The following is a 21,284-nucleotide window of genomic DNA, read 5'->3' on the forward strand; positions in this document are numbered from 1 at the left end:
GACACCCGACACCCGCACCTGAGGACTCCGTGACTCTCCGCCACCTCGCCATCGTCATGCCTGCCTACAACGAGGTCGAAGGCATTCGGGGCTTCATCGATGAGATCCGCACCGCCGTCGCCCCGCTGACGGAGGTGGTCAGCTTCCACGTCGCCGACGATCGGTCGACGGATGCCACCGCGGCGGCTTTCGACGGCGTCGCCGACACGGTCGTGGAGGTGCAGGCCGTGAATCGCGGACATGGCCCCACCGCCCTCGCGGCATACCGTGCGGGACTCTCCGTCGATCCGGACGTCCTCGTGCACGTCGACGGGGACGGTCAGTTCCGCGGCGCGGACTTCCCCCGCCTCATCGAGGCGCTCACGTCGGAGCACGCGGATGTGGTGCACGGCGTGCGTGACGGCCGCACCGACCCCTGGTATCGCAAGGCCCTGACCGGCGCGGTCGGGCTTCTCATCGCGGTGGCTGCCGGACGGCGCATCCCCGACGTGAACACTCCCCTCCGCGCCTACCGTCCGGAGGTGCTGCGCGTGCTGATCGATGCGGTGCCTGCGGACGCCACGGTGCCGCACGTGCACTTCTCCCTCGCGGAGGCCCGCGGCGGCTTCCGCGTGCGCTATCTGCGCGTGGAGAGCATTCCGCGCCGCGGCGCCTCGCCCACCGGCACCATGTGGGGCCGTGGCGGCGGGATCTCCCTTCCGCCGAAGCGGCTCCGCGCGTTCGTCCTGATCGCTCTCGCCGAAGCCTGGCGGCTCTCCCTCCGTCCGTCTGCGCCGTTGCGGCACCTGCCTCGACCGGAGCATGTCGGATCATGAGCCGCGCGCGCACGGTCCTGTTCTGGGTGGCCGCCGCCGCCCTGCTGGCCGGGCATGTCGTGGTCGTCTGGCACAGCCTGGTGACACGGCCGTTCTGGGAGGATGAGGCGTTCAACCTGACGGTACCCCGCAACCTGCTTGCGGGACTCGGCTACGCCAGTGACGGCGCCCTCTCCGGATCGACGATCACCCCGTTCGACCCGCGCATCTCCACCGGGCCGGTCGTCCTCCTGCCGGTGGCTGCGACGCTGGCCACCGGCATGGACCCGGTGCTGGCGGCGCGGCTCATCCCCATCGCTTTCTGGGCGCTGCTGGTGGCAGGATTGGCCGTCCTCGGGTGGCGGATCGCCGGCCCGGGGGCGAGCCTGCTCGCGGCCGCCGTCCCGCTCGCGTTCACGGCTGATGCCGGGGTGTCGCCGATCCAGGGGCCGGCCGACCTCCTGGGCGAGATCCCCGCCGCGGCCCTGCTCGTCTGGGCGCTGGTGGTCCTGCAGCGCCGGCCCTGGCTCGCCGGTCTTCTGGTCGGTCTCGCTGTGCAGGCCAAGCTCATCGCCCTGCTGGCGCTGCCCGCCTTCGCCGTCGCGCTCTGGGTGCTCGCCGACGGATCAGGCTGGGCGCGGATCCGGAGGACGCTGCGCCGCTCCTGGCTCCCGCTGGCTCTGGTCGCGCTGCCGACGGCGCTCCTCGAGTTCGCGGCGCTGCTCTCGCTCGGGCCCGCGGCCTTCGTCGACCACCTCCGCGAACTCATCCGGTTCGTCCGCAGCGGCGGACAGGGAGACGCGGGGACGACGGTCGTCCAGAAGCTCGCCACCCTCGCCGACTCCTGGTCCGTTCCCGCGGCGGTCGCGATCGTCGGCGCCGCCCTCGCCATCGGCTTGGCCGCCACCGGCGTCGTGCGCCGCTGGCGCTCCGCCCGGGAGTCGGACCGCGCCGTGATCGCGTACGCACTCGCCGCCGCCGTCGGCGCCCTCGCGTTCCTCGGCTGGTGGGCCACCGCCTCACGACTGCCGCTGTGGGTCCGGCACCCCGCACCGGGCATCCTCGCGTTCTTCCCGATCCTCGCCACCGTGGCCGTCTGGAGCGCGACGCGCGTGGTGGACCGCGGCTGGGCGCGGATCGCCGCGGCAGTTCTCGCGCTCATCGTCGCCGCGGCGGCCGTCGTGCACGTCACGACCGCGTCCGCCCCCCGACCGCTGACCCTCGACCAGCAGCGGCACGCCGCCGCGCAGATCGCGGAGTGGGTGGAGGGGAACGATGTCACCTGGATCGCTGCCGAGCCGTGGGGCATCGCCGTGGCGCCGGTCGTCCTCGCCGGGGCGCACCTCGGTCTGCACGATGCGCCGGCGATGGCCGACGTGCCGCGGCTCACCGGTGCGGCGTGCACGACCGAGACGCTCGTCGACGCGGGCCTGTACCGGATCTGCGCGGCGCCCTGAGGACGGACCGACGCCGACCCGGACGGGTGGGCGCTTCGCGGCTCAGAGCGCGAGGCGCTCCTGGACTACGGCCGCCAGACGCTCGGCGTGCCTCCTGGCCGACTCGGAGTCGGCCGCCTCGACCATGACGCGCACGAGCGGCTCGGTCCCGGACTTACGCAACAGCACGCGCCCGGTGTCGCCGAGCTCGGCCTCGACGTCGCGCACCGCCTGCTGAACGACCTCGTCATCGGCGACGCGATCCTTGTCGACGTCGCGGACGTTGATCAGCAGCTGCGGGTAGACCGTCATGACCGACGCGAGTTCCGAGAGGGACTTCCCCTGACGCGCCATCTCGGCGACGAGGTGGAGTCCTGTGAGCAGGCCGTCGCCGGTCGTCGCGTACTCGCTCATGATGACGTGGCCGGACTGCTCACCGCCGAGAGCGTAGCCGCCCGCGTTCATGTCCTCCAGCACGTAGCGGTCGCCGACGGCCGTCTGGCGCACCGTGATGCCGTGCTCGCGCATCGCGACGTGCAGCCCGAGGTTGCTCATGACCGTGGCCACGAGCGTGTCGTCCGTGAGACGACCGCGCTCCTTCATCGACAGCGCCAGGATCGCCATGATCTGGTCGCCGTCCACGACGTTGCCCTGCGCGTCGACGGCCAAGCAGCGGTCCGCGTCACCGTCGTGCGCGATGCCCACGTCGGCGCCGAGGCGCACGACGGCCTCCGCGAGGTTGTCCAGGTGCGTCGAGCCGACACCGTCGTTGATGTTCCAGCCGTCGGGGTCGGCACCGATGACGGTGACCTCTGCACCCGCGTCGCGGAACGTCTCCGGCGAGACCCCGGAGGCGGCACCGTGGGCGCAGTCGAGCACCACGTGGATGCCCTCGAGACGGTGCGGCAGCGAGCCGAGCAGGTGGACCACGTACCGGTCCTCGGCGTCCGAGAAGCGGTCGATGCGGCCGACGCCGGCGCCGGTCGGGCGCAGCATCTCCCCGTGCATGGCCTCTTCGATGCGCTGCTCGACGATGTCCGGGAGCTTGCGTCCGCCGCGGGCGAAGATCTTGATCCCGTTGTCCGGCGCCGCGTTGTGCGAGGCGGAGATCATCACCCCGAAGTCCGCGTCGCGATCCGCGACGAGGAACGCCAGAGCAGGCGTCGGGATGACCCCGGCCTCCAGGACATCGACGCCCGAAGAGGCGAGCCCGGCAGCGACGGCGGCGGTCAGGAAGTGCCCGGAGACCCGGGGGTCACGGGCGACGACGGCGGTGAGGCGCTTGCCTTCGGCTTTGCGAGCCTCCGCCGTACGGCCCTGGCCCAGGACGACAGCAGTCGCCTGGGCCAGGGTGAGCGCCAGGTCGGCGGTGAGGATGCCATTGGCGAGTCCTCGCACGCCGTCCGTGCCAAAGATCGGCATCGGAGCAGTGGACCTTAACGCTTCGAGTACTGAGGCGCCTTACGGGCCTTCTTGAGTCCAGCCTTCTTGCGCTCCTTGACGCGAGCGTCGCGCGACAGGAAGCCGGCCTTCTTCAGGGTCGGACGGTTGTTCTCCGCGTCGATGCCGTTGAGGGCACGCGCGATGCCGAGACGCAGGGCGCCGGCCTGGCCGGAGTCGCCACCACCCGAGATGCGGGCGATCACGTCGTAGGCACCGGCGAGGTTCAGCGCGGTGAACGGGTCGTTGATCAGCTGCTGGTGCAGCTTGTTCGGGAAGTAGTCCTCGAGCGTGCGGCCGTTGACCGTGATGGTGCCCGAGCCGGGAACCAGACGCACGCGGGCGATGGCCTGCTTGCGACGGCCGACAGCGGCGCCGGGGACGCTCAGCACGGGGCGGGGAGCCGCCTCGACCGCGTCGGTCTCCGGGGTCGACGTCGAGAAGTTCTGGAGGTTTTCGGTGGTGTCCTGGATGTCAGCCACGAGTATGTCCTTAGTCTGTACGGCGCTTACTGGGCGACCTGGTCGAGGGTGTACGGCTGGGGCTGCTGCGCGGCGTGCGGGTGCTCGGCACCGGCGTACACCTTCAGCTTCGACAGCTGCTGGCGGCCCAGGCTGTTCTTCGGGAGCATGCCACGGATGGCCTTCTCCACGGCGCGGACCGGGTTCTTCTCGAGCAGCTCGGCGTAGCTGACGGCCTTCAGACCACCCGGGTAGCCGGAGTGGCGGTAGGCCATCTTCTTCTGGAGCTTCTGACCCGTGAGCGCGACCTTGTCGGCGTTCACGATGATGACGAAGTCACCCGAGTCGATGTGGTTGGCGAAGGTCGGCTTGTGCTTGCCACGCAGGAGCGTCGCCGCGTGCGAAGCCAGACGGCCGAGAACGACGTCGGTGGCGTCGATGACGACCCAGTCGCGCTGGACTTCGCCAGCCTTGGGGGTGTAAGTGCGCGTCACGATAGTGCTGCTTTCTTGTCGAACGGAGGTGTTCGTGAATCCCACTCCGGGGTGGTTCTTCCCGACGGGGAGGAACACGCCAGTGGAGGGCTCACGTTCGGATGTGCGTCTTCCCCGCAGGCAGGGAAGGGCACCAAAGAGTCAGCATACGCCACCGGATCAGCATTCCCAAACCCGCCCGGCGCGGGTGTCAGTTCGGACGGACTGTCACCAGGATCGGGCGGTGGTCGCTGGAGCGCTGCGGCAGCGTGGTGATGCGCTCGATCTCGAAGCCGGACGAGGTCGCGAAGTCGTAGTGCCCGCGGAAGACGCGGTAGCGCGTATAGGTGTGGTCGTCGCTGAGGGACAGCGCGTATCCCTGGTCGCGCACCGCCTGGCCGAGGTTCTCCTTGAAGACGGGATAGTTGTAGTCGCCCACCATGAGCTGGGGCAGCCCCTCCCCGAGCGTCGCGAGCTCGGCGAGCGCCGCACGGATCTGGTGCCGACGCAGCGAGTTCAAGGCGGTCAAGGGCGCCGCGTGGAAGGACGCCACGATGAACTCGCCGCCGTCGTCGATGTCGCGCAGGCGTGCGCCGAGCACGCGCTCGTGCGCGGGCTTGGCGATCCGGTCGTGCAGCGACTTCTTCAGGCCCAGGGTCCGGATGCCCTGCAGGCGGTACGTGCTCTCGCGGTAGAAGAGCGCGAGGCCGAGCCGGTTGCCCTGCGTCGCGTCCGCCAGCACGAGACCGCCGATCCGGTCCGGAAGCTCCGGGACGTCGCACTCCTGCAGGCAGAGGATGTCGGGATCATGCTCGTCGACGAGCGCCGCGAGCTCGCCGGCGGCGCGGTGCTTGCGCAGGTTGTAGGAGATGACCTTCATGATCGTCCCCACGCTACCGGTCCCATCTGTGCCCTCGCTCCGGATCCCGGGGATCACCCGGTCTCGTGGTCCCGACGGGCGCGGGTCTGCGCGGCTCGGGCGGCCAAGAGCTCCTCTGCCGGGTAGCCGACCTCGGTGAGCGTGAGCCCGCGGGCGGCCAGGACCTTGAACTCACTCGTCCGCGTCAGAGCGTCGCGGAGCACGACGAGGTCACCGACATCCAGGCGCCCCTCCCCCACGGCGGCGCAGGCGCCGACCAGGGCGCGCACCATGCTGTGGCAGAACGCGTCCGCTTTGACCTCGGCGACGAGCACCCCGTCCACGTCCCGCTCCCACCGGTAGTCGAGGAGCGTGCGGATGGTCGTGGCCTCCTCGCGTGGCTTGCAGTAGGCGGCGAAATCGTGCAGGCCGATCAGGGTCCTGGCGGCGGCGTCCATCGCCGGCGCGTCGAGTCGCCCGCGGATGGTCGTGGTGTCCAGTCGGCGCAGCGGATCGTAGCCGGCGAGGTCGTCGGCCAGTCGATAGCGGTAGCGCCGCCACACGGCGGAGAACCGCGCGTCGAATCCCTCCGGGGCGAGCGAAGAACGGGTGACCGTCACGTCGGGATAGGCACCGAGCACTCCGCGCATGCGCGCGGCGATGCTGCCCGCCGGGTCCTCGGCGGCGCGGCCGTGCCGCGCCTCGATCCGCGCCCACTGCGCCTCGTCGAGGTCGACGTGCGCCACCTGCCCGCTGGCGTGGACGCCGGCGTCGGTGCGCCCGGCGACGACGAAGCGCACCTCGGAGCCCACGATGCGAGCGAGGGCGGCCTCCAGCGTGCCCTGGACGGTGCGGAGCGTCGGCTGCGTGGCCCACCCGCGGAAATGGGTACCGTCGTAGGCGATGTCGAGCCGGATGCGCACGAGGCCAGCCTAGGACAGCCGCGTGCGCACCCGTGCGTCAGATGCCGCCGTCGACCGATCGGATCAGCGCGCCTGGCTCCTCGGGGACCATCACCTGGGTCTCCCGGTTGAGGCTCTCGCCCCGGAAGAAGCGCTTCGACCGCGGGAAGAGGTACCAGAGGAACATCAGGACGAGGCCGATCGCCAGCGACCCGATGCCGATCACGAACGTGCCGCCGATGCCGAAGAGCACGGTGTAGCCGTAGTCCACATCCCACATGTCGATGGCCGACTGCACGAACGCGCCGGTCAGCAGCAGCGCCCCGAGCAGCGGGAAGATCCCCTTGAAGAACAGGTCACGCGCCGAGCGGCGCAGCTCGGCACGGAAGAACCAGACGCACGCGAATCCGGTGATGGCGTAGTAGAACGCGATCGCGAGGCCGAGCGAGAGGATCGAGTCCTGCAGGATGTTGTCGCTGATCAGCGTCATCCCCACGTAGTACAGGGACGCCACCACGCCCATGACGATCGTCGAGAACGAGGGCGTCTTGTAGACGGGATGCACCTCTTTGAACTTCGCCGGGAGCGCCCGGTACACCCCCATCGCGAGCGTGCCACGGGCGGTCGGCAGGATCGTCGTCTGGGTGGACGAGATCGCCGAGATGATGACCGAGACCACCAGCACCCACCCGAACGGCCCGAGCAGACCGTCCTTGATGGCCAGGAAGAAGTCGTCGGCGTTGGCCTCGTTGCCGAGCCCCGTGCCGTCCTCGCCGAGCCCGGCGTACATCATCGCGGCGATCGTCACGGCGACGTACGTCACGAGGAGGATGACGCAGGTGAGGACCGCAGCACGGCCGGGGATGCGCTTCGGGTCCTTCGTCTCCTCGTTGAGGGCGAGGCAGGTGTCCCAGCCCCAGTAGATGAAGAGGGCGAGGAGGATCGCCTCGGTGAAGCCCGACCAGTCGGTGAAGCCGAACGGGTTCAGCCACTCCCAGGAGAACGGCGTCGCGTCGGGGGCTTCGCCCGTGAAGAACTGCCAGAGGGCCGCGACGACGAAGATCGCCAGCGCCAGGTACTGGATCGCGAGGAGCACGTTCTGGATGCGCTCGCCGATCTCGACGCCGCGCCAGCTCACCCAGGTCATCGCCGCGATGAAGAGCACGGCGACGACGACGACCCGCCAGTCGTTGTTCTCGAGGTCCTGACCGATGAGCGACCAGAAGTAGACCGAGGCGATCTGCGCGAGGTTCGCGAGGACGACCATGCCGGCGACCGCGACGCCCCAGCCGCCCATCCAGCCCACCCAGGGGCCGAAGGCCTTCGTGCCCCAGGTGAAGGTGGTGCCGCAGTCGGGGACGGCGTTGTTGAGCTCGCGGTAGGCGAAGGCGATCAGCAGCATCGGCACGAAGGCGATGATGAAGGCGATCGGCGCCTGCGCACCGACGGCGAGCACGACGAAGCCGAGCGTCGCGACGAGCGAATAGACGGGGGCTGTGGAGGCCAAGCCGATGACGGTGGATCCCCACAGGCCGAGGGTGCCTGCTGCCAAACCCTTGCCGTCGGGACGTTCGAGATGGATGGGCGTCGTTGCCATGCTCAGAACAGTACGGCGGGCCGCGGTATCCCGTCAATCTTTTTGTTTCGACGACGGATTCCTTGCACCCGATGGAAATCCGCGAAGGATTCCGTGGGTCACTCGCGACCCAGCATCCCGTCCGCGTGCGTCGCGACCCACTCCATCAGCGGGAGCATCCGCTCCATGAGGTCGTGCCCCAAGGGCGTGAGGCTGTACTCGACGTGCGGCGGCACGGTCGGCAGCGACTCCCGGTGCACCAGGCCGTCCTCGGTGAGCGTGCGCAAGGTGGACGCGAGCATCTTCTCGCTGATGCCGTCGACCTGCCGACGCAGCTCGCCCCAGCGGTGCGTGCCGTCGGAGAGGCACGAGAGCACCAGCACGCCCCACTTGCTCATGATGTGGTCCAGGACGACGCGCGTGCCGCAGCCCTGGTGGAATAGAGCGGGCTGCGAATCGCGGATCTGAGCAAAACTCACCGTCATGTGGGTACCTTACCAAAAAGTGGGTACCTGACAGAAGGAATGCGCGACAGCGGCCCGACGGTTGTCCGGGGAGTCAGCAACGAAAGGACTCCCATGACCATCCTCGTCACCGGTTCGACCGGTCATCTCGGCCGCCTCATCATCGCCGCCCTCCTCGAGCGGGGCGTCGACCCGCAGGAGGTCCGCGCCGGCGCCCGCGACGTCGCCAAGGGCGCCGACCTCGGCGTGCGCGTCGTGCCCCTCGACTACACCGACCGGGAATCGGTCTCCGCCGCGCTCGACGGCGTGGACACCGTCGTGCTCGTCTCCGGCTCGGAGGTGGGCCAGCGCGTGGCACAGCATCGGGCCGTGATCGACGCCGCGAAGGACGCCGGCGTGTCCAAGTTCGTCTACACGAGCGCTCCGAAGGCCACCACGAGCTCCCTCGTCCTGGCACCCGAACACAAGGCCACCGAGGAGCTCATCGCGGACGCCGGCCTTCCGGCGGTGATCCTCCGCAACAACTGGTACACCGAGAACTACGCCGCCGACCTCGCCCGCGCGGCGGAGACCGGCGTCGTCAGCGCCGGCACCGGCGAGGGGCGCGTCGCCTCCGCCAGCCGCAAGGACTACGCCGAAGCCGCCGCCGTCGTCGCGATCGAGGACGGACACATCGGTGCCGTCTACGAGCTCGGCGGGGACGTCGCGTGGACCTACGCCGACCTCGCCGCCGCCATGGCCGAGGTCACCGGTCGCGAGGTCGTCTTCACGCCGCTGTCCGCGGAGGAGCAGCTCGCCGCCCTCCGAGCCGCGGGCCTCGACGAGGGCACCGCCGGATTCGTCGTCGCCCTCGACGCCGGTATCCGCGACGGCGCGCTGGCGGGCACCGACGGCACGCTCCGCCGGCTCATCGGCCGCCCGACGACGCCGCTCGTCGACGGGCTCCGCGCCCTGGTGTGAGGCGAGGAGCGCCGCCGGCCGCCGTCACGGGCGGCGGCGCTCCCCCGGCGCCGGCTCCCCGGCGCTCTGGACATACGCGACGGTCAGCGTGAGCCTCCCGCGGCGCAGACCGTCCGCGCGCAGCACCGCGTCCACGGCGTCACAGGCATGCCGCAGCGTGGCGACGCTGGCCACGCGCCCGTCGGCCCCGATCGCGGCCTCGACCTCCACGCCGTCCGCGCCGGCGGCGACGGACACGATCGGTTCCGCACCGCGCTCGTTTCCCCACGCCGCCGCGCCCGCACGCACGAGGTGGGAGACGAGCGACCCGGACCGGTATACGCCGCGCACCCCGGAACAGGCGCGCAGGGCCGTCTCGATCCGGATCGCGAGGTCCGCGCGATCCGCTTTCGTCATCTCGGCGTCGGTCATCACGCCCCCTCCCTGACGTCCGTGATCGCGACGTCGATGGCCACGACTCGCAGCTCGGTGTGCCGTCGCAACCGGTCATCCACCTCCGCACGGAGGCGGTCGGCGACGTCGCGGAGAGGGTCGCCGAGGCGCACGCTCGCGTCGATCATCACTCGCACCGGCGCCCCGGGCTCGGTCACGTCGCCGTCCAGCCGGCACCGGCCGACCAGAACCCCGGGAACGGCCTCCTCCGCGGCACGGACCAGCCCGCGCACGGCACCCTCGGTGATCGCGAGCTCCACGTCGGGGTCGTCGGAGGCGAACGGGATGCGCCGCCCTGCCTGCGCGTCCATCGCGATGCCGCTCAGGATCCGGTCCACCCAGCTCTCGTCCACCGGGGCGGCCGAGTCCGCATCGTCATCCATCAGCTCGCTGCCGAGTCCGCGCAGTCTCTCGAGAGCGTCGAGCGCGAGCTGGCACCCCGGAGACTCCTCGATCGCGGGCTTCCGGGGGAGGCGTCCGGCGTCCAGGTAGTCGCTGAGGTCTTCGATCGTGTGCCCGTCCAGGTCGGCGGGCTCCAGGCCGAGGCGGCGCAGCTCGTCGTCTTCGTGGTGATCGGTCATCGCCACGCCTCCATCCGTGTGATCAGGAATCGTCGCGCGCGGGACAGCAGTCCGCGCACCGTGCTGACGGGGAGGTCGAGCTCGGCAGCGATCTCCTCGTAGCTGTACTCGCCCAGCTCCCGCAACACCCAGCACTCGCGCTGGGCCTCCGGGAGTTCGTTCAGGGCGGCGGCGAGGGCGGCGACACCGGCACGCGCCTCGACGACCGCCTCCGGGGCGGCCTGCAGCGGCGCCGGCCGATCGAGCTCGTCGACATCGAGCGCCGGGCGCGTCCGGCGCAGCCGATCCACGGCCTTGCGGCTCACGATCCGCATGAGCCAGCTCTTGACCTTCGCGGGGTCCTCCAGCTCGCCGAACCGCTGCCAGGCGGTCACGAACGCGTCCTGCACGATGTCGTCGACCTCGGCCGACGCATTGAGCATTCGTTGCGTGTAGGCCCTCATCATCGGCGTGTACCTGCGCACGAGCACGGCGAACGCAGCGACGTCCCCGTCCATCGCCCGGCCGGCGACGATGCGGTCCCCTGCCTGCTCCAGCGCCTCACCCCAGCGGTCGGCTGCCATTCCCCCACCCCTCGTTCACGGTTCCCCAGACGTTCGGAGCCCGCATCGCCTCGGATCGGATCGACCCGACGCGCGCGGGTGGAGGAGACGCCCCCGCGGGCGCCCCCTCCCCTCGCGTCACTTGGTGAACGTGTCCTTGACATCCTCGGCCGCGTTCCTGACGTCGCCCTTGGCCTGTTCGGCCTTGCCCTCGGCGACGAGCTTGTCGTTGTCCGTGACCTCGCCGACGACCTCCTTGGCCTTGCCTGCGACCTTTTCCGCTGCAGCCTTGAACTTGTTCTCCGCGCTCATGGCGCCTCCTTTCCTCACACGACCCCGACGGTCGGGGTCGACGTCTTCGTGCTCGTCCGCTCCCGCGGCGCGGTGGCCTGTCCGGCCGCGAGCGAGCGGCGCATCCGCTGTCGCGAGCGGAAGAGTTCCCGCCAGCCGCGGTCGGCGATGTGCACCACCAGGGGCAGACGCGTGCCGGAGAGGGCGTCCCATTCCTGCACGACATGATCGACGGCCGCGAGCAGCGCGCCCAGCGCCGCGCCGGAGCGCGGGGTCACCGCGAGACCGAGGGCGATCCCTAGCCCGACCTTCCGGCTCGTCACCCGTGCCGCGAGGACATCCGCGCGCTCCGCGAGCGGTGCCGCGAGCAGCTCCTCCGCCACACTCCGGTCGACGGCGGTCGCGCCCCGCTCGCCGGGCAGGCGCAGAACGGTGCGCTCGCGCCGCGACCGGCGGGTGAGCAGGAACGCCACGAGCAGGACCACGAGCAGCAGGGCGACGGCGATCTCCACGATCGCCCACAGCGGCACGAAGCCGGTGCCGGGGAGGTCGAGTCCCCAGGCCCCCGACCACGCCACGATGCCGTCGGCCGGAGCGAGCGCGTCCTCGACGGTGGCAGGGAGCGCCCCCGCGCCGCGCAGCCCCGCTGCGAGCAGGGCGGTTCCTGCTCCGAGCAGCAGTACGCCTCCTCCGAGGAGGACGGTGCGGTTCGCCGCCGTTCCTGCCGACGTCATGCGATCACTCCTTCCCGTGCCACCTGCACCCGCGGCGAGAGCCGGAAGCCGGCCTCGTCCAGGACCCGCGCCGCCGCCTCCTCGGCGGCGGCCGCATCCACCGGCACTCCGCTCGTCGGCGTGATCCGGATCAGCGCCGCGCGTCGGGCCACGGTCACGCCCACCTGCCCGCGCGGCACTCCGATCCGGCGCGCGACACCGTCCGCGATGGCATCGGCGAGCACGCCGTCGTCGACCACGAGCGCCGCCCGCGTGTGGAGACGTGTGCGGCGCGCACGGCGCCCCGGAAGGACGGCGAGCGCGACGAGGAGCAGCGCCAGCACGAGGAGCACGATCCCGATCGCGATGAGGCCCGACGGCGTCTGCACGACCGCCACGACGGGTGCGAACCAGGCGGTGATCTGCGTGCGGAGTCCCGCATCGGCGGCCGACGCGACCGTTCCCGCCAGCAGCGCGAGGAGGATCGCCGTCAGCACCACCGCGAGCGCGATGGCGGGACCCCGACGGGTCGCCCTCGCCTCACGACGGAGCAGCCGCCGTGTTGTCACCGTGTCCACCGTCATGCCACTCTCCTTCCGATCTCACGTCGGACTCCGGCGAAGCGCACGTCCACCGCTCCCACTTGGCGGGCGGCAAGATCGCGCATGCCGCGCACCACGGCATCGCGGACGGCCTCCGCCCGGACGCTCACGGGATCGCCCCCACGGCGTCCCAGGACGACCGGAACCTCCACGGACACCCGCAGGTCACCGCGCCGGTCAGCGAGCTGAACGCGCACGTCGCCGGCTCCGACCCGGGCGGCGTCGCCGACGATACCCAGGGCAAGCCGGTGCAACGCTCGGGCTTCGACGACCGTGGCCCCCGCCACGGTCGTCGGCCCGTCCGTCTGTGCGGCGCTCATGAGGACGATCGCCGCCCCCGCACGACGTCGGCGAGCGCCCGCACGTCCAGGCGACCGTCGGCGATGCGGCCGGCGACCGCGCCGACGAGCATCGCGAGGGCCACGAGCAGGAACGCCCAGAACCCCAAGACGATCCAGGTCAGCGCGAGCACCGTCGCCGCAGCTCCGCCGATCACCGAGGCGTTCACTGGACTCGCGCCTCCGGGGCGTCGTCGTCGTCCTCGGAGGGGATGTGCACGTCGTTGACGGTCACGTTCACCTCGGCGACATCCATCCCCACCAGCTCCACCATGGCCCGGTGGATCGCGGCCCGCACCTGATCGGCCACCTTCTGCAGGGACACGGGGTACTCCGCCACGATCGTCACGTCGACCGCCACCTGCGTCTCACCCACCTCGACGCTGATCCCCTGCGCGAGGTCGGTCGTGTTGAGGGCGTCGCGGATCGCGCCCATCATGCGCGCGGCGCCCCCGCCCAGGGCGTAGACGCCGTCGACCTCTCGTGCCGCGATGCCGGCGATCTTCGCGACCACCGCATCCTCGATCGTGGTCTTCCCCGCCGCCCCCTGCGACGCCGGAACGACCTGAGCCTTCGGCTGGGTGGCCCCAGTCACGTTCGCCATCTCGAGCTCCTTCATCCGTGTGTCCACGCGGTCTCCGCGCGGGCCGTGTTCTCACGACACCACTAAGACGGTCGGGGAGCACGGAATGTCACAAACTTCTTCGGATGATTTTCTTCGCTGCCCGCGGACGACGGCTTTCAGTGCACTCCAAGGTTGAAAGTGCAAAGTTGCACTCTATGGAGAACAGTGCAGAATCCACGCGCGAGCAGCGTAAGCGGCAGACCACCCGCGCGCTCACCGAGGCCGCGCGACGCCTGACCACCGAGCGGGGCTTCGCCGGCTTCACGGTCGAGGAGCTCTGCGCCGACGCCGGGGTCTCCCGGCGGACGTTCTTCAACTACTTCGAGAGCAAGGAGAACGCCGTCTTCGGGTTCGCCGTCGTCGACTCCCGCCAGGAGGGGCTGGAAGCGGCCTTCCTCGAGCGCGACGGCGATCTCCTGGACGATTTCGTCCAGCTCACCGTCGAGCGTTTCGCCCTCTTCGACCCGATCGAGCACGCCGCCGAGCTCTTCGCCGTCATCGAACAGGAGCCCCGGCTGCTGCGCGCGGCCTTCGAGCAGCAGGAGAAGCACGAGCGCCGGGACATCGCCCTCGTCGCCCGCCGCTTCGGCGACGCCGCGGACGCAGAGCTCCGCGCCGAGGTGCTCGTCCACTCGGTCGGTGCGCTCGTGCGTCTCTGCATGGAGCAGTTGCTGCACCACCACTCCACCGAGCCGTTCGCCGACCTCATCACCCGCCGCCTCCGCCTCGCGCGGGGCCTCTACACCCCTGCACAGAAAGACCACTGATGTCCGCCACCGCCACTGCGGATGCGCCCTTCCTCCTCACGAAGCGCCGCATCTGGATCATCTTCAGCGCCCTGATCGCGGGCATGCTGCTCGCGAGCCTCGACCAGACCATCGTGTCGACCGCCATGCCCACCATCGTCGGCCAGCTCGGCGGCGTCGACCATCAGGTCTGGATCACCACCGCCTACCTCCTCGCGACCACCATCGTCATGCCGATCTACGGCAAGTTCGGTGACGTGCTGGGGAGGCGGTCGCTCTTCCTCGTCGCCATCGCCCTGTTCACGCTCGCCTCGGTCGGCTGCGCGTTCGCGACCGACTTCTGGATGTTCGTCGTCTTCCGCGCCCTCCAGGGTCTCGGCGGTGGAGGTCTCATGATCCTGTCGCAGGCGATCATCGCCGACATCGTGCCGGCCAACGAGCGCGGCAAGTACATGGGTCCGCTCGGCGCGGTGTTCGGCCTCTCCGCCGTCGCCGGGCCGCTCCTCGGCGGCTTCTTCGTCGACCACATGACCTGGCAGTGGGCGTTCTACATCAACATCCCGGTCGGCATCACGGCCTTCCTCATCGCCCTCGTGGCACTGAAGCTCCCCAGCAAGAAGGCGGAGAAGCCGATCGACATCCTCGGCGTGATCTTCCTGTCCGCGGCGACGACCTGCCTCATCTTCTTCACCGATTTCGGCGGCGACGCCGCGTTCGGCTGGGACTCCCTGGCGACCTGGGCCTGGGGCGCCGGCCTCGTGGTGTCGGCGACGGCGTTCGTCATCACCGAGTCGCGCGTGCAGGACCCGATCATCCCGCTCAGCCTCTTCCGGAATCCGATCTTCGTGAACGCCACCGCCATCGGTCTCGTTCTCGGTATCGGCATGTTCGCCGCGATCGGCTTCGTGCCGACGTTCCTGCAGATGTCGTCCGGCACGTCCGCCGCCGCCTCCGGATTGCTGATGATCCCGATGATGGTCGGCCTCATGGGGACCTCGATCTTCTCGGGCCTCGCCATCTCGAAGACGGGGAAGTACAAGATTTACCCGATCCTCGGCACGATCATCACCGGTATCGCGATGGTCGCCATGACCACCCTGTCGGCGGAGACGCCGATCTGGCTGATCTGCGCGTTCCTGTTCGTCTTCGGCGCCGGGCTGGGCCTCATCATGCAGGTCGTCGTGCTCGTCGTGCAGAACGCCGTCCCGGCGGGCGAGATCGGCACCGCCACGAGCACGAACAACTACTTCCGTGAGGTCGGCGCCTCGCTCGGCACCGCGGTGTTCGGCACGATCTTCACCACGCGCCTGACCGAGAACCTCCTCGGGGTGTTCGCCGGCGCCGGGGCCTCGCCCGATGCCGCCTCCGAAGCCGCGTCCACGATCGATCCCGCCACGCTGAACGGCCTGCCGGACGAGGTGCGCGACGGCATCGTCACGGCCTACGCGGATGCCCTCGCTCCCGTGTTCTGGTACCTCGTGCCCTTCATTGCGCTCGCCCTGATCCTGTCGCTGTTCCTGAAGCAGATCCCGCTGTCGGATCAGGCCGGCCTCGTGGCCCGCGGTGAGGCGATCAGCGGCGAGGAGGCCGAGCGCCTGGAGGCCGAACTCCGCACGGCAGGGCGCGGCGATGCCGGACGCACGGACGCCGAGCCGGGAGAGACCGGCTCGGCGCCCACAGGCAGGTAGCCCGCGCTAGGGGAGGTCGGCGACGTCGACGTCGTCGTCGTCCTCCCCGCCGCCCGTCGCCGGAAGGTCATCGGGCTCGGGGTCGTGGTCGGTGGTGACGAAGTCGGGGTCGACGCCGACGGCCTCGATCTCCTCCTGGTTGTCCTGGCTGTTCGACGTGTCGGACATGGCGCCTCCTGACGTTGGGGATCCGGACGGCCAGTCTGCGCGGGCACGGCGACTCCGGCCGAGGGGGTTGACACGGCGTGTCCCCACGACGCGTTCGCCGGGCCCGGTACGGAACCGCCACACTGGAGGTGCCCGCCCCCTTCCGCCCTTCGAGGAGCACCCGTGACCGACGCCGCACCGCACCGTTCCGCCTGGCAGCGCTTCTGGGATCGCGGTGGTTGGTGGCGCGCCCTTCTGCTGGCCGCCGTGTACTACGGGCTCTATCAGCTGCTCTCGCTCGCCTTCCTCCCTCTGGCCGCGCAGGTGGACGACCCGGCGAGTGCAGCCGGCGTCCTCGTCTACGACGTCCTGCCGATCCTCGCCGGGGGTCTCCTTCTGGTCGCGTTCATCGCCTCGGTCGGGTGGTGGCGACCCGTCTTCGGGCGCCAGCCCATCCGGGGAGCGGGTTGGATGTGGATCGCGATCGTCGCGGTCCTGTTGTTCAACATCCTCCGCTTCCTCACGATCGACGATGACAGCGTCGGCGTGGATGTCGTGGCGACCTGGTTGCTCGCAGGACTCGTCATCGGCTTCGCGGAAGAGGTCCTCACCCGAGGCCTCGTCGTGAAGATGATGCGGGACGCGGGGGCGCGCGAGCTCGTCGTCGCGGTCGTCTCGGCGGCGATCTTCGCCGCGCTGCACGCCGGCAACCTTCTGACCGGGCAGAACCTCCTCGCGACGCTGTTCCAGCTCGTGTACACCTTCGCGTTCGGCATCTGCATGTACCTCGCACTCCGCGTCACGCGGACCATCGTGGCCCCGATCCTCCTGCACGCCAGCACGGACCCGAGCATCTTCCTGCAGACGCTGCATCCCGCCGAGGGTGGGCTCACGGCCGTCGCGGGGCTCGGCAACATCGTCGTGATCGTCGCGGGCCTCGTGCTGCTGGTCTTCATCCGCGGTCGGGTCGGTGCAGTCGCGCCGGACACCCTCACTCCGCAGCGCTGAGAGCCACGCTCACTCCGCACGCCAGACCGCGTGGCTGCCGACGGCCGCGATCGCGAACACCAGGACGGCCACCCGGTGTGCATCGCCCACGGCGAGCGCCACCTCGGAACCGCCGACGACCTCGTCGGCGACACGGGCCACCGCCTGTCGGGTCACGACAGCATCGTCCGTGCCGACCAGCCCGTCCGCGAGCCACCCCATGGCGAGTCGGAGCGACGTCGGTCCGACCTCGACCCCGACGGGCGCAGCCGGACAGCTCAGCACGTCGGCGACCGTCGCCCGGCACCGATGGAGGCCGTCGAGCGCCCCGGCCAAGGTACCGGTCAGCAGCGCCCGCCCGTACCCTTCAGCGACCAGGACATCCCAGGAGTCTCTCGGCGCGAGCGCATCCAGCCCGAGACAGTGGCCGCGTCCGTCCGCGACCACCTCCTCCAGGGCCCGCCGCGCGTCCCGGAACACGATGCTCGTACGGCGATCGGGCGCAGACACAGGAGACCTCGTCCCTCGATGCCCGCCACCTGGGTGGTCGACCGTGCAGCCGACGCGTCACACTCTAAGCCGCTCCGCGCGGGGCGAGGACGGTATCCCGGCACAGAGGCCGGAAACGACAAAACCCCCGGGAAGGTTCCGGGGGTTTCCATCTGTAGCAGGAGCGGGGCTTGAACCCGCGACCTCACGATTATGAGTCGTGCGCTCTCACCAACTGAGCTACCCTGCCGCACGGCATCCGCATCGCAGATGCGAACTCCGAGCCCCGAGTCAGGATTGAACTGACGACCCCTTCCTTACCATGGAAGTGCTCTGCCACTGAGCTATCGGGGCGTGCTGCCCCTCGCGGGGCAACCACACGAGAATACCATCACTGTGGCGTCCTCATGAAATCGAGACGGTCACTCCTCCGAGGTGAGCGACGTGCGTCCGGCGTTCTTGTTGAGCCACGGCATCGGGTCGATGGTCGTCCCGTTGACGATGAGCTCGAAGTGCAGGTGCGCACCGTAGGAGCGGCCGGTGTTGCCGGTCTTGCCGACGATGTCGCCGACCTTGACGGTGTCGCCCGCCTTGACCTGCAGCGAGCCGTACTGCATGTGCGAGTAGTGGCTCGTGATGACGGATCCGTCGATGACGTGGTCAATGTACACGGTGACGCCGTAGGCGCCGCCCTGCTCGGTCGCGATGCGGACCGTGCCGTCGGCGATGGCCTGGATCGGTGCGCCGTTGCCGGGGACGAAGTCGATGCCCTCGTGGAGGCGTCCGCTGCGCATGCCGTAGCCGTAGCTCATGCCGACGCCGACGAGGAACGGCCACTGGATGGCGGCGTCGGGGTCGTTGGTGAAGATCTCGCCCGAGTAGTTGATGCCCTGCTCGGCGGCGACCTCGACGAGGGAGACCGTGCTGAAGTTGTCGGCGCGCGACAGTGGCTCGTTCTGCACGCCGGACGGGGCGACGAAAGCCTGGATCTCCTCGTCCGCCGAACCCGCCGCGTCGGCGGCAGCCGCGGTGACGAGCGAGGTCGAGGCGAGGGAACCGCCCTGGGCGGCAGCAACGGCCTCCGCGGGCAGCGTCATGGACACGGCAAGGAGACCCGCGAGGCCCATCGCGCCGACGGTGGCACCGGCCGTGAGGGCCTTGCGGATGCTACGCGTGCGGCGGGGGCCGACGGCGGCAAGGCCGGCGGTGTCGATCTTCGGCGCCGCCTGCGAGGCCGGGTTCGCGGCGAAGGCCGAACGGCGGGACGCCGATGAGGTCGGGATGGAGCCGGTGGTGCGGAAGGCGCGAGAGGCGCGCTCGAAGGCGTCGCCGTCGGCGTCGGCTTCGGCGACGAAGGGCTCGGATGCCGGGGCGATGTCCTCGACCGGGACCGTGTCCTCGGTCTTCTCGACGATCTCGGCGACGACAGGCACCGCGGGGACGTCGGCGATGGCGGGGACGGCCGCCGCGATGAAGGGCTCCTCGGGCGCGACCGGCACCGGAGGGACGTCGGCCTGGCGCTGACGCGCGGCGCGGCGGGACAGAGGAATGACAGCGGCGAGCGCGATCACGGTCTCCGCGTCAGCGAGGGGTGCCGTCGACCCGCTCGCCGAGGCCTCGGAGGCCGCAGTGCGAGGGCGGCTGGACCGGCGCGTGGGCGCAGCGGCAGCCTGGGGGTTCTCGAAGGGCAAAACTAATCTCTCGGTCGTTCGTGATGCTCGGGGGCGCAATGACAACTCTCACCTTCGGGTGGTGAAAGTAACGATCGGGTAAACACTACCCCGATCCTCCTGTGAAAGCCATGGATCGGTCAGGGTTTTTCCTCATCGAGGATAGCGCGGAGTCGGTCGTGCACGGTCACGCCGCCCGCGATGAGGAAGGGCCGCGGCGATTTCCGATCGATCCGGCTCACCCAGCCACCCGCTTCCTGGACGAGCAGCGCGCCCGCGGCGTGGTCCCACGGCTTGAGTCCGCGCTCGAAGTACCCATCCAGTCGCCCGGCCGCCACGTAGGCGAGATCCAAGGCGGCCGACCCCATCCGACGAAGGTCGCGGGCGATCGGCATCACCCGCCGAACCGTCGCGAGATCGCCGTCGTGGGTCGCCGGGTCGTAGCCGAACCCGGTCGCCAGGAGCGCACCGGCGTCGGTCACCTCGGTGACCGCGAGCCGGACGCCATCCGACCAGGCGCCGTGGCCGCGCGCCGCCGTGAAGGTCTCGCGCACGGCGGGCGCGTGCACGGCGGCGGCCAGCGCCTCCCACGCGTCGGGCTCCGGCGGACCGCTGACGGCCGCGATGCTCACGTTGTACGCCGGGATGCCGTAGGCGTAGTTCACCGTGCCGTCGATGGGGTCGACGACCCAGGTGATGCCGCTGTCCCCGTCGGTCGCACCCGACTCCTCTCCGAGGAAGCCGTCCGCCGGGCGCGCCGCCTGCAGTCGCTCACGGATGAGCGCCTCGATCTCGCGGTCGGCGTCAGTGACGATGTCGGCGAGCGTCGACTTCGTCGCGGCGAGGCGGACCCCTTCCCGCCGTCGGGCGCGGGCGAGCGCGCCCGCCTCCTCCGCGATCTCCGTCGCCAGCGCGCTGAGCTCGAGAGCGTCGATCACGGTGCCGGGTGCGAGGGCGCGGGCGGCGGCGGCGGGAAAGCCGGGGGCTCACCCTGGCTGGGCGACGCGGGCTGCGGCGGAGCCGGCTGCGGCGGTGCCGGCTGAGCGGGTGCCGACGAGGGCGGCGCCGGCTGCGGCGGCGCAGGCAGGTCGGGCGCGGAAGGCACAGAGCCTGGGGCCGGAGCCGGAGGAGCGGCGAAGTCCGGAAGGGCCGGCGCCGTGGGCGCGAGGGGCGGCGACGCGACGGGGAACGCCGCGGCCGGCGCCTGACTCAGCGCCTGCGGAGCCGTCGAGGGATACCCCGTGTAATAGGCGTTCCAGTCCGGGCTTCCGTCGGGAAGAGCCGGGAGCGGCGTGATCCCGTCGGCGTAGGTCGGCCAGGACGTGGCGGGCGCGACAGGCCGGGCAGCGGGAGCCTTCTTCGGTGCGAACAGGGCGTTCAGCAGCGGGATCAGCGTGGTGCCGACGGCGACGAGGATCGTGAGGGCGACGACGATGCGCCAGTACAGCTCGGTGTAGTCGAAGGTGTTCGGGAAGGTGAGGAAGAAGACGAGCAGCGCGACGAGAGCGCCGAGGAAGGCGATCGTCACGATGTGGATCACCTTCGTGAACGTCGTCACGTGGCGCTGGGCGGCACGAGTGAACAGCCGCACGTGCAGCAGCGCGAGTTGCAGGATCCCGATCACGAGAAGCAGCTGGAAGAAGCGCTCCGCCCCGAAGTAGAAGCCGTCCTCCGGGAGCCAGATCTTCACGAGGCCGACGAGGAGCGCGATGACCCAGGTGACCATGCTCGCGAGCTGGAGCCAGTCCGGCCGGTTCGGCGCGAGGCCCGCCTCGAGGATGGCGATCCCGGCGAAGGCGGCGAGCAGGAGGATCGTGAGGAACGCGCGACCGATGAGGCCGTTCTGATCACCGACCAGCACCCACACGACGCACACCAGAGCCGCGGCGATGAGGGCGCCGATGGCGACCCACAGCGATCCCCTGATGAGCAGCGACATGTTCTTCTTGTCACCCTGCGGCTGCAGCCGGGCGGTGTCCGGATGGGACATGGGGATCCTCTCGTCGAGCGGCGATGCCTTCATCCTGCCACGCGCGGGCCCGCTTGTTCCGGCTTCCCTCAGGCACGC

The 21,284-nt window shown here is 70.5% G+C and carries 27 protein-coding genes and 2 tRNA genes; 6 read left to right on the plus strand and 23 right to left on the minus strand.

From position 1 onward, the window contains the following. Positions 1-29: 29 nt before the first annotated feature. Entirely contained in the window at positions 30-815 is a 786-nt protein-coding gene (locus CYL12_RS08675; RefSeq protein ID WP_101847250.1) for a glycosyltransferase family 2 protein, read from the plus strand. Then, positions 812-2,251 (plus strand): hypothetical protein, encoded by a 1,440-nt coding sequence (locus tag CYL12_RS08680; RefSeq protein WP_101847251.1) that lies wholly within the window; start codon positions 812-814, stop codon positions 2,249-2,251. Before CYL12_RS08675 ends, CYL12_RS08680 begins: the two co-directional genes overlap by 4 nt. A gap of 42 nt (positions 2,252-2,293) precedes the next feature. On the opposite strand, the gene glmM is transcribed toward CYL12_RS08680, so the two are convergent. The 7 genes from glmM to CYL12_RS08715 all read right to left on the minus strand — a co-directional run bounded on the left by glmM (position 2,294) and on the right by CYL12_RS08715 (position 8,426). Next, the gene (glmM, locus tag CYL12_RS08685; protein ID WP_101847252.1) at positions 2,294-3,652 is read right to left on the minus strand and encodes a phosphoglucosamine mutase; all 1,359 of its coding nucleotides are present in this window, start codon (positions 3,650-3,652) and stop codon (positions 2,294-2,296) included. A 14-nt stretch (positions 3,653-3,666) separates the two neighbouring features. Then, positions 3,667-4,152 (minus strand): 30S ribosomal protein S9, encoded by a 486-nt coding sequence (gene rpsI, locus CYL12_RS08690; RefSeq protein ID WP_101847253.1) that lies wholly within the window; start codon positions 4,150-4,152, stop codon positions 3,667-3,669. A 26-nt stretch (positions 4,153-4,178) separates the two neighbouring features. Next, positions 4,179-4,625 (minus strand): 50S ribosomal protein L13, encoded by a 447-nt coding sequence (gene rplM / locus CYL12_RS08695; protein WP_025104385.1) that lies wholly within the window; start codon positions 4,623-4,625, stop codon positions 4,179-4,181. Positions 4,626-4,815: 190 nt separating this feature from the next. Beyond that, positions 4,816-5,484 (minus strand): endonuclease/exonuclease/phosphatase family protein, encoded by a 669-nt coding sequence (locus CYL12_RS08700; protein WP_060922143.1) that lies wholly within the window; start codon positions 5,482-5,484, stop codon positions 4,816-4,818. A gap of 53 nt (positions 5,485-5,537) precedes the next feature. Further along, positions 5,538-6,386 (minus strand): tRNA pseudouridine(38-40) synthase TruA, encoded by an 849-nt coding sequence (gene truA, locus CYL12_RS08705; protein ID WP_101847254.1) that lies wholly within the window; start codon positions 6,384-6,386, stop codon positions 5,538-5,540. Between the two features lie 37 nt (positions 6,387-6,423). Continuing rightward, complete coding sequence (locus CYL12_RS08710) at positions 6,424-7,962, minus strand: APC family permease (RefSeq protein WP_101847255.1); 1,539 nt, start codon at positions 7,960-7,962, stop codon at positions 6,424-6,426. Positions 7,963-8,060: 98 nt separating this feature from the next. Continuing rightward, a complete protein-coding gene (locus tag CYL12_RS08715; protein ID WP_101847256.1) occupies positions 8,061-8,426 on the minus strand; it encodes a winged helix-turn-helix transcriptional regulator in 366 nt (121 codons plus the stop codon). 93 nt (positions 8,427-8,519) lie between these two features. Here CYL12_RS08715 and CYL12_RS08720 point away from each other — a divergent pair, with 93 nt between their 5' ends. Beyond that, on the plus strand, positions 8,520-9,365 hold the full coding sequence (locus tag CYL12_RS08720; protein ID WP_101847257.1) for an SDR family oxidoreductase: 846 nt from the start codon (positions 8,520-8,522) through the stop codon (positions 9,363-9,365). 24 nt (positions 9,366-9,389) lie between these two features. Here the strand turns inward: CYL12_RS08720 and CYL12_RS08725 are convergent, their stop codons facing one another. From CYL12_RS08725 to CYL12_RS08765, 9 genes are all read right to left on the minus strand, one after another. After that, positions 9,390-9,776, minus strand: a complete 387-nt coding sequence (locus tag CYL12_RS08725; RefSeq protein ID WP_233486693.1) for a hypothetical protein — start codon at positions 9,774-9,776, stop codon at positions 9,390-9,392. Continuing rightward, complete coding sequence (locus CYL12_RS08730; RefSeq protein ID WP_101848741.1) at positions 9,776-10,378, minus strand: Asp23/Gls24 family envelope stress response protein; 603 nt, start codon at positions 10,376-10,378, stop codon at positions 9,776-9,778. The genes CYL12_RS08725 and CYL12_RS08730 overlap by 1 nt, the downstream gene beginning before the upstream one ends. Next, positions 10,375-10,941: an RNA polymerase sigma factor gene (locus CYL12_RS08735; RefSeq protein ID WP_101847258.1), complete on the minus strand. Its 567-nt coding sequence runs from the start codon at positions 10,939-10,941 to the stop codon at positions 10,375-10,377. Before CYL12_RS08735 ends, CYL12_RS08730 begins: the two co-directional genes overlap by 4 nt. 117 nt (positions 10,942-11,058) lie before the next feature. Further along, entirely contained in the window at positions 11,059-11,232 is a 174-nt protein-coding gene (locus tag CYL12_RS08740; RefSeq protein WP_101847259.1) for a CsbD family protein, read from the minus strand. 14 nt (positions 11,233-11,246) lie between these two features. Further along, the gene (locus tag CYL12_RS08745) at positions 11,247-11,945 is read right to left on the minus strand and encodes a hypothetical protein (RefSeq protein ID WP_101847260.1); all 699 of its coding nucleotides are present in this window, start codon (positions 11,943-11,945) and stop codon (positions 11,247-11,249) included. Further along, the gene (locus tag CYL12_RS08750; protein WP_101847261.1) at positions 11,942-12,508 is read right to left on the minus strand and encodes a hypothetical protein; all 567 of its coding nucleotides are present in this window, start codon (positions 12,506-12,508) and stop codon (positions 11,942-11,944) included. The genes CYL12_RS08745 and CYL12_RS08750 overlap by 4 nt, the downstream gene beginning before the upstream one ends. Further along, positions 12,505-12,846 (minus strand): hypothetical protein, encoded by a 342-nt coding sequence (locus CYL12_RS08755; RefSeq protein WP_101847262.1) that lies wholly within the window; start codon positions 12,844-12,846, stop codon positions 12,505-12,507. Before CYL12_RS08755 ends, CYL12_RS08750 begins: the two co-directional genes overlap by 4 nt. Beyond that, positions 12,843-13,034 carry a DUF2273 domain-containing protein gene (locus CYL12_RS08760; protein WP_101847263.1) on the minus strand — a complete coding sequence of 64 codons (192 nt, stop codon included), beginning with the start codon at positions 13,032-13,034 and terminating at the stop codon, positions 12,843-12,845. The genes CYL12_RS08755 and CYL12_RS08760 overlap by 4 nt, the downstream gene beginning before the upstream one ends. Continuing rightward, the gene (locus tag CYL12_RS08765; protein ID WP_101848742.1) at positions 13,031-13,468 is read right to left on the minus strand and encodes an Asp23/Gls24 family envelope stress response protein; all 438 of its coding nucleotides are present in this window, start codon (positions 13,466-13,468) and stop codon (positions 13,031-13,033) included. The genes CYL12_RS08760 and CYL12_RS08765 overlap by 4 nt, the downstream gene beginning before the upstream one ends. A gap of 176 nt (positions 13,469-13,644) precedes the next feature. Between CYL12_RS08765 and CYL12_RS08770 the strand changes: the two genes are divergently transcribed. Both CYL12_RS08770 and CYL12_RS08775 read left to right on the plus strand, forming a co-directional pair. Next, entirely contained in the window at positions 13,645-14,256 is a 612-nt protein-coding gene (locus CYL12_RS08770) for a TetR/AcrR family transcriptional regulator (protein WP_101847264.1), read from the plus strand. Next, a complete protein-coding gene (locus CYL12_RS08775) occupies positions 14,256-15,923 on the plus strand; it encodes an MDR family MFS transporter (RefSeq protein ID WP_233486694.1) in 1,668 nt (555 codons plus the stop codon). Before CYL12_RS08770 ends, CYL12_RS08775 begins: the two co-directional genes overlap by 1 nt. 6 nt (positions 15,924-15,929) lie before the next feature. Here CYL12_RS08775 and CYL12_RS17165 read toward each other — a convergent pair whose 3' ends face one another. Then, positions 15,930-16,091 carry a hypothetical protein gene (locus tag CYL12_RS17165; protein ID WP_158297130.1) on the minus strand — a complete coding sequence of 54 codons (162 nt, stop codon included), beginning with the start codon at positions 16,089-16,091 and terminating at the stop codon, positions 15,930-15,932. A gap of 162 nt (positions 16,092-16,253) precedes the next feature. Here CYL12_RS17165 and CYL12_RS08780 point away from each other — a divergent pair, with 162 nt between their 5' ends. Further along, a complete protein-coding gene (locus CYL12_RS08780; RefSeq protein ID WP_101847265.1) occupies positions 16,254-17,078 on the plus strand; it encodes a CPBP family intramembrane glutamic endopeptidase in 825 nt (274 codons plus the stop codon). 9 nt (positions 17,079-17,087) lie between these two features. On the opposite strand, the gene CYL12_RS08785 is transcribed toward CYL12_RS08780, so the two are convergent. The 6 genes from CYL12_RS08785 to CYL12_RS08810 form a co-directional block, all read right to left on the minus strand. Next, positions 17,088-17,567: a hypothetical protein gene (locus CYL12_RS08785; RefSeq protein WP_101847266.1), complete on the minus strand. Its 480-nt coding sequence runs from the start codon at positions 17,565-17,567 to the stop codon at positions 17,088-17,090. Between the two features lie 155 nt (positions 17,568-17,722). Next, positions 17,723-17,796 (minus strand) — tRNA-Met (locus CYL12_RS08790). Between the two features lie 32 nt (positions 17,797-17,828). Beyond that, positions 17,829-17,900 (minus strand) — tRNA-Thr (locus tag CYL12_RS08795). 68 nt (positions 17,901-17,968) lie between these two features. Then, on the minus strand, positions 17,969-19,237 hold the full coding sequence (locus CYL12_RS08800; RefSeq protein WP_101847267.1) for a M23 family metallopeptidase: 1,269 nt from the start codon (positions 19,235-19,237) through the stop codon (positions 17,969-17,971). 119 nt (positions 19,238-19,356) lie between these two features. Further along, positions 19,357-20,151 (minus strand): inositol monophosphatase family protein, encoded by a 795-nt coding sequence (locus CYL12_RS08805; protein ID WP_101848743.1) that lies wholly within the window; start codon positions 20,149-20,151, stop codon positions 19,357-19,359. Then, complete coding sequence (locus tag CYL12_RS08810; RefSeq protein ID WP_158297131.1) at positions 20,151-21,206, minus strand: hypothetical protein; 1,056 nt, start codon at positions 21,204-21,206, stop codon at positions 20,151-20,153. The genes CYL12_RS08805 and CYL12_RS08810 overlap by 1 nt, the downstream gene beginning before the upstream one ends. Positions 21,207-21,284 lie beyond the last annotated feature (78 nt).

This window comes from Zhihengliuella sp. ISTPL4, assembly GCF_002848265.1.
Classification (GTDB): domain Bacteria; phylum Actinomycetota; class Actinomycetes; order Actinomycetales; family Microbacteriaceae; genus Microbacterium.